This window comes from Brevibacillus sp. MS2.2, assembly GCF_013284345.1.
Classification (GTDB): Bacteria; Bacillota; Bacilli; order Brevibacillales; family Brevibacillaceae; genus Brevibacillus; species Brevibacillus brevis_C.
In genome coordinates, this window is sequence record NZ_JABSUZ010000017.1 from 126,817 (window position 1) to 133,015 (window position 6,199).

Consider the following 6,199-nt stretch of genomic DNA (forward strand, 5'->3'; position numbering starts at 1 on the left):
TCTACCTTCTACATACAAAAATGGAAAGAGAAAGTGATTCCACCTATGAAAAAGACCAACTACGTCAACATTCTGTTAGCTCTGAGCCTTACTCTATCAATCGTTCCTTCTGTCGCACATTCCGAAAATGCCATCCGTTCAGACAGACCGGAAACGACAGTACTCAAGTACGTTCCGACAGAAAAAGAGATTCAGGTACCACCTGGACTAACGGAACCATTTTTCGTACCATTTGCAGGATCGAGTCCGAATGATCCCTATTACAAAGAGTTCAAGCAGAAATGGTTCCCTCATTTTGCCCTTGTTTCTCCAACAGGGAAAGTAATCGATCAGCAAGAAGCGCTATTATATCCAGGCTACATCAGTCCATTGCAAAACGGGTATGGCTTTTTTCATATCATTACCCACTTTAAAAACAGCTCGTTTATTATTTTCGATCAACAAGGCAACACACAGGAAATAACCACCTATAACGATTACTTCACGCAAATAGACGGAGAGTGGTTTTTGTATTCTCCCACAAGCTATACCTCTTATCTGTACAATGCTCGCACGAAAATATCCAAGCAGATCACAGATGAGGAACTATTTCCAATCTCGAGTGAGCATACGGGAGAAAAAACTTTCGATATTCATCACTACCCTTTTGTCAAACGTAACGTAAAGGATGGCATGGTTTTATCCTACAAATTGGGCTTAAAAGACATGAATGGCAAAATACACGCAAAGCCTTTCTTTGATGAGTACATGGGATACAGCGAAGGATTGCATCGCGTGAAAATAAATGGCATGACCCATTTTATTACGCATGAAGGAAAAGTCGTGTTGAAGCCATCCCGAAATTACAAGGTGGAAACCAACATCCATTCGGGAGTTTTTATCATTTCCGGGAAAAAGGACAACGAGGAATTTTATTTATTGATGAATAAAAAAGGAACATTCGCTTCGAAAAAGTATGCGTTTCTGAAAGAGACGAGTGACGGACAGTTTATTGCGGTGTCGAAAACAAAGGAAGGGTATTTCTTCCAGAAAATCAATACGATGGACAAACCGACCACGACTCTGCCTTACAAGCTGGATAAACCAGAGCAGCTCAAGCAATTGAAACAGACAGGCAAGCTTTTTCATACAGACACGCAGATCATTGCAGACGTGGCGAACAAACAGCCGTTCCCGTTTCCGCACAAGCTGCTTACGCCTCCTAGAAAGGAAACCGTTTCTATGGAATATACGGTAGGTGGCAAGAAATATATCGGTACGTTTACGCATGATGGAACGAAGATATATGCCAGAGAGCTGAAATAGCTGCTGGATTAGCTCTGTTCCTTATTTCACTAGACGAAGGGACGTTGTTTCATGAATCCTACCATTCTCACCCGCGAGGAAACACACGTAATTGGTATCACTTTTACGGCGAATGTGACAGAAGACTTGGGCAAAAAGCTCTCCGCTACTACAACTCAAGCTTTGCGAGCTAGAAAAAGCGAGATTCACAATCAGGTTGGTGAGGGCGAATACCTGATCCAAATCTATCCTGACAAAGCTGACTTCGATGCGGCGGTAGATCCCTTTACCACAATTATTGGACTCGAAGTTTCCAGCCTCGCCGATATTCCTGAAGGGATGGTCAGTCACACGATTCCTGCGGGGACATTTGCAAAAGTAACACACAAGGGACCTGAGACAAACTTGGGCGAGACGTATGGTTTTCTTTACGGGTCCTGGCTCTGCGAATCGGGATATGATTATGCCGGGTTTGATTTCGAGTATTGGGATAAGCGCTACAAGCCAGAGCAAGAAGACAATGAAATTGATATTTACGTTCCGCTTTTCAAATAAGAGACATAGTGAAAAACCAGGGAATCCTCTCCCTGGTTTTTCTGTTGGTATGATGTTATTAACTACGCACCCACTCACCTGTCAGCGCATCCACCATATAGAGCGGTGTGTCGTGATAATAAATATGATAGACGAGACGCGGTTCTAATTTTCCTGTAGCCGGATTCTCCATTAGCTTGTAGACCAATCGGAGCGGACGATGGGTGACGTATACGCTAGTCGCGTCTTCCCGTGACATTGCTTTGCTTTTGTCAGGAAGCGGTTTAGAATCCTCTGCATACGGAGGAATGATTCCGATCACCTGTTTCCTGTCCACATCAAAATGAACCGTATAGCCCCCCATAATCGGGACTCCCTGATGGGACTTAAAGAATTGATAGGTTTCGATGTTGCCTTTTCTAGTGGCAGGACCAAGAAGCAGTTCTTTGGTATCTAACGGAAGGTATTTCTGAAACTGTTTAGCTGCTTCTTGAACATTTTCTAGCTTCGGATGAGGGAGCTTCTCCTCTTTCTCATGGATATTCCCATACCGATAGTCGAGAATATCGCCTGTTTCTGTCACCACGGTCAGTTCCATTTTCTGTTTGGTTCGCGTCTCTATTTTGTACGTATGTACGCCCGAGCCCTGGTGAACCACAAAGGAAAACGGTGGCTCGAATCCCCACTCCCGAAAAAGTCTATCTGCTTCTTTGATGTCAGGAGCTACCAGCTTAATACCTCCTGGTTTCACAGGAATTGGCGGCATTTCTACAAGACTGTAATCGGGATGATAGCGTTCTGTGGAGTAAATTTCTCCTGTGATGGCATCGATATCACCTGAAAATGGAAACTCGTATTGCAATCGCCCTTCTTCCTCTGAATAGAGAAGCCGGGCAATTTGCCCAAAAATCTCCTCGGCCTGCTTCACTGGCATTGCCCTTTTAGGATCAGGAAAGACCATGCCTGTCGTATCGTTTGTCTGTACCACTTTTTTATGCTGCCTGCCCGCCTTGTCTATTGTAAACGTGTATTGGTCTTCAAGAACCGGAATGTTGTTAACCGTCTTGTTCATCACGACATGACCTGTTTCTGTATTGGACAGCATGCCGTTTACCGCATATTGGCTTGCATCTCGCCCTGCCAATTCTTGCAGCAGCTTCTTCGCCTGCTCGTATACAGGATGGGCGGGAAGCTGCGGACTGCTTGTTGCCGTCACTTGAGGGTCCGCCCGTTCGTTTTGCCCCATCCCAGCCATGATATACAGGCCAAATCCAGAAGCGATCACAACTGCTGTCATCCCCACTTTCAACGGATTCATGAACAGCCGTTTCCTCTTGCCGACCCGACTTGTTTCTTGTTCCAGCACGGTACGTAAACTCTCTACAAACTCCTTACGTGGGGGTGTACTTTTTTGCAGAGTTGCTAACCGTTCCAGCATATCTCGCTCATTTTGCCAATCCACTGTACAACTCCCCCTTCTTCGTATGCGACAGTTGGCCATGCAGCAGCTTCAATGCCCGGTGCATCGTCGTTTTCACGTTTGATTCTGAACAACCCAGTATTTCGGCTGTCTCTTTGACGCTGTACTCTTTAATGCCTCGCAGAATGACAACCATGCGGTAATGCGGTGGCAGTCCCTTTATCGCAGCGATCAATTCCTGTTCGTCCTCCCGGCTTTCTACTTCCTGTGCCGGATTCCCTTGTGAGGCTGGCATCACAACAAACAGCCAGTCCCCTGACAACAGCTTTTGCCACTTGCGTTTTCGATAATAATTCATCGCTGTATGCTTCGCGATCGCAAACAGCCATGTCTTCATGTCAGATCGCTCTTCAAATCGTTCAAGAGAGCGAATCACTCGCAAAAAAACCTCCTGCGTCAAATCTTCTGCATCATTCTGACTGCCGGCAAAGTACAGCAAAAATTGATATACATCATGATAATGCCGCTCATAGATGGTCATGACCTGATGTTTCATTTCTTCATACAAAGAAGCTCCTCCATTCTCTTGCTGTCGGCTGATCGACTACTTTCCTATCCGAATATTTTCTTGGATACCCATTAGTGTCTTGAGTAGGAAAAAGGTTACAGCAGAATGTTTGAAAATGTTCAGGAATGCAACAGCGACGGATGGATCGGGTAGCCTATAATTTACATGAGTCCTGCTACTTTCCTGATAACACAAGAAGTAAGAACGGAGTGACCTGTATGTATAAACGGCTACTAGCTATCCCGATTGCCGCTTTGCTCCTCGTCCTGGCAGCCTGCGGCAATGGTGGACAAACGGGCGATTCAGCGGCATCGAAACCGACCAGATCGATCAATTACCTGGGCAACACTTATACAATTCCGGCCAGAACCAAAGATATTGTTTTCGTTGGCTTCCCTGCTTCGTATGAAGATTCTTTCTTGCTGGGAATCCCGCCCGTCGCAGCAACAATGGATAAGAACGGAAAGTTTCCTGCGGAATATCAAGCCATGATCAGAAATGCCAAGCATCTTCCTTATAACATTGCAGATAACCTTGGTGAGCTGGTCGCCCTCGAACCTGACGTCATCATGACAACTGACAAGACATCCAAGGAAGATTTGGCCAAATTGCAAACCGCTGCATCCGTCATTCCCGTCTCAACGAACGGAGCTCATTGGCAAGAAAACTTGCGTCTGCTCGCTGATGTTCGGGGAAAAGATGCCAATTTGGATACTTTCGTAGGTAAAGTGAAGCAAAACGCACAGGAACTCCGCGACAAGCTCGCTCCACTTCCAGAAAAGAAAGTGCTGACGCTGTGGTTCCAAGAGGGCTCCTTCTACGCCTATCCCAAGGATGAACGGTACAATTACCTGTTATATACGGACCTGGCCCTACCTGTCCCAGATGTCGTCACGAATATAAAGGAGCGTACCGCACTCTCAATGGATGCTTTGGAGAAAGAAGATCCCCACTACTTGTTTGTGATGGTCAACAAAGAAGACCAGCCCGCTTTCAAGCAGTTGCAAGAGCAGCCTGCATGGAAAAATCTCAGCGCAGTCAAAGCGGATCAGATGTATATGAATGCAGTTGAACCGGGATTGGCTGGTGGCACGGCCTACAGCAACCAATCGTTTTTAAATGCGATTCGAAAACAGATGTTGAAGATGGGTGAATAAAAAGATGGGCTTTGCTCATACTATACTCATCGAGCTCGGTGGTGTGTTCTCAATCAGGCTGTAGTCCTTTACGGAGGCGATGTGCCATGGATGATTTACACGATCACCTAGTGAGTAAGGGAAACCGTACACTGCTTTAAGCTTCTAACTTCATACTGGAGGTAGATGCGTCGCACGTGATGATCGGTAACACCTCAAAACTAACGAGCTCGATATATGCCGTCTCCTTTATGGGGGCGGTTTTACTTTTGGAAAACCACTTTGTCATGCTGTAGTGGCGGGGAGGAAACAGGAGAAAACGCTCAGCTTCTTGTCCCACCCGCTGGGGGATTGACTGCCCGGCTCCATGAAAAAAAGCGAAACCCGCGTCCAAAGTCGTCCTTTCAAGATGTATCTCAGAGGTGGACGCTAAAAGCTTGTTTCTCTTTTTTTCATTGCGCCTCGGTCGGTGTACCAAAGATCTTCGCTTTTTTCTCCTGTTTCCTCTGCGAGCTTTCCGTTTTAAACGGGTTTTAAAAGCTTTAAAAGAACGAAGAATGTAATCAGTAACGACAGAGAAGAATATTTCCAGACGTAGCGACTTGTGGAGTCCTACCCAGCGGAGAAGGGATTTGCGGGCAAAAGAAACGCAACCGTGCCCGTGCTACGAAGCGGCTACCACTTTTGCGTTTCCCCGCGAATCCCTTCGGAGCGGACAGTCTTATCCCTCAGCAGGACGGAGCCTGGAGCTTAGACTGGGAATATTCTTCTCTTCAGCACAGCCACCTTTGTAGTTGCTGTAGTGCTGGGGAGGAAACAGGAGAAAACGCTCAGATTCTTGTCCCACCCGCTGGAGGATTGACTGCCCGGCTCCATGAAAAAAAGCGAAACCCGCGTCCAAAGTCGTCCTTTCAAGATGTACCTCAGAGGTGGACGCTAAAAGCTTGTTTCTCTTTTTTTCATTGCGCCTCGGTCGGTGTACCAAAGATCTTCGCTTATTTCTCCTGTTTCCTCTGCGAGCTTTCCATGTGACCCGATTTTTAAATCCTTAAAAGAATGGAGAACCTCATCTATTACGACAGAGAAGAATATTTCCAGACGTAGCGACTTGTGAAGTCCTACCCAGCGGAGAAGGGATTTGCGGGCAAAAGAAACGCAACCGTGCCCGCGCGTCGTAGCGGCTACCACTTTTGCGTTTCCCCGCGAATCCCTTCGGAGCGGACAGTCTTATCCCCCAGCAGGACGGAGCCTGGAGCC

Annotated in this window: 5 protein-coding genes; 3 read left to right on the plus strand and 2 right to left on the minus strand. The window is 46.6% G+C overall.

Annotated features, from left to right (window positions below; all coding sequences use genetic code 11):
* The first annotated feature begins 45 nt into the window (after positions 1-45).
* Together HP568_RS16960 and HP568_RS16965 are read left to right on the plus strand one after the other, a co-directional pair.
* Positions 46-1,305, plus strand: coding sequence for a hypothetical protein (locus tag HP568_RS16960; protein ID WP_173629701.1), 1,260 nt, complete (start codon positions 46-48; stop codon positions 1,303-1,305).
* A gap of 51 nt (positions 1,306-1,356) precedes the next feature.
* Positions 1,357-1,839, plus strand: a complete 483-nt coding sequence (locus HP568_RS16965; RefSeq protein WP_173629702.1) for a GyrI-like domain-containing protein — start codon at positions 1,357-1,359, stop codon at positions 1,837-1,839.
* A gap of 58 nt (positions 1,840-1,897) precedes the next feature.
* Here HP568_RS16965 and HP568_RS16970 read toward each other — a convergent pair whose 3' ends face one another.
* Both HP568_RS16970 and HP568_RS16975 read right to left on the minus strand, forming a co-directional pair.
* Positions 1,898-3,280, minus strand: a complete 1,383-nt coding sequence (locus HP568_RS16970; RefSeq protein WP_173629703.1) for a hypothetical protein — start codon at positions 3,278-3,280, stop codon at positions 1,898-1,900.
* Positions 3,264-3,806 carry an RNA polymerase sigma factor gene (locus HP568_RS16975; protein ID WP_173629704.1) on the minus strand — a complete coding sequence of 181 codons (543 nt, stop codon included), beginning with the start codon at positions 3,804-3,806 and terminating at the stop codon, positions 3,264-3,266. The genes HP568_RS16970 and HP568_RS16975 overlap by 17 nt, the downstream gene beginning before the upstream one ends.
* A gap of 218 nt (positions 3,807-4,024) precedes the next feature.
* Here HP568_RS16975 and HP568_RS16980 point away from each other — a divergent pair, with 218 nt between their 5' ends.
* Positions 4,025-4,963, plus strand: coding sequence for an ABC transporter substrate-binding protein (locus HP568_RS16980; protein WP_173629705.1), 939 nt, complete (start codon positions 4,025-4,027; stop codon positions 4,961-4,963).
* Positions 4,964-6,199 lie beyond the last annotated feature (1,236 nt).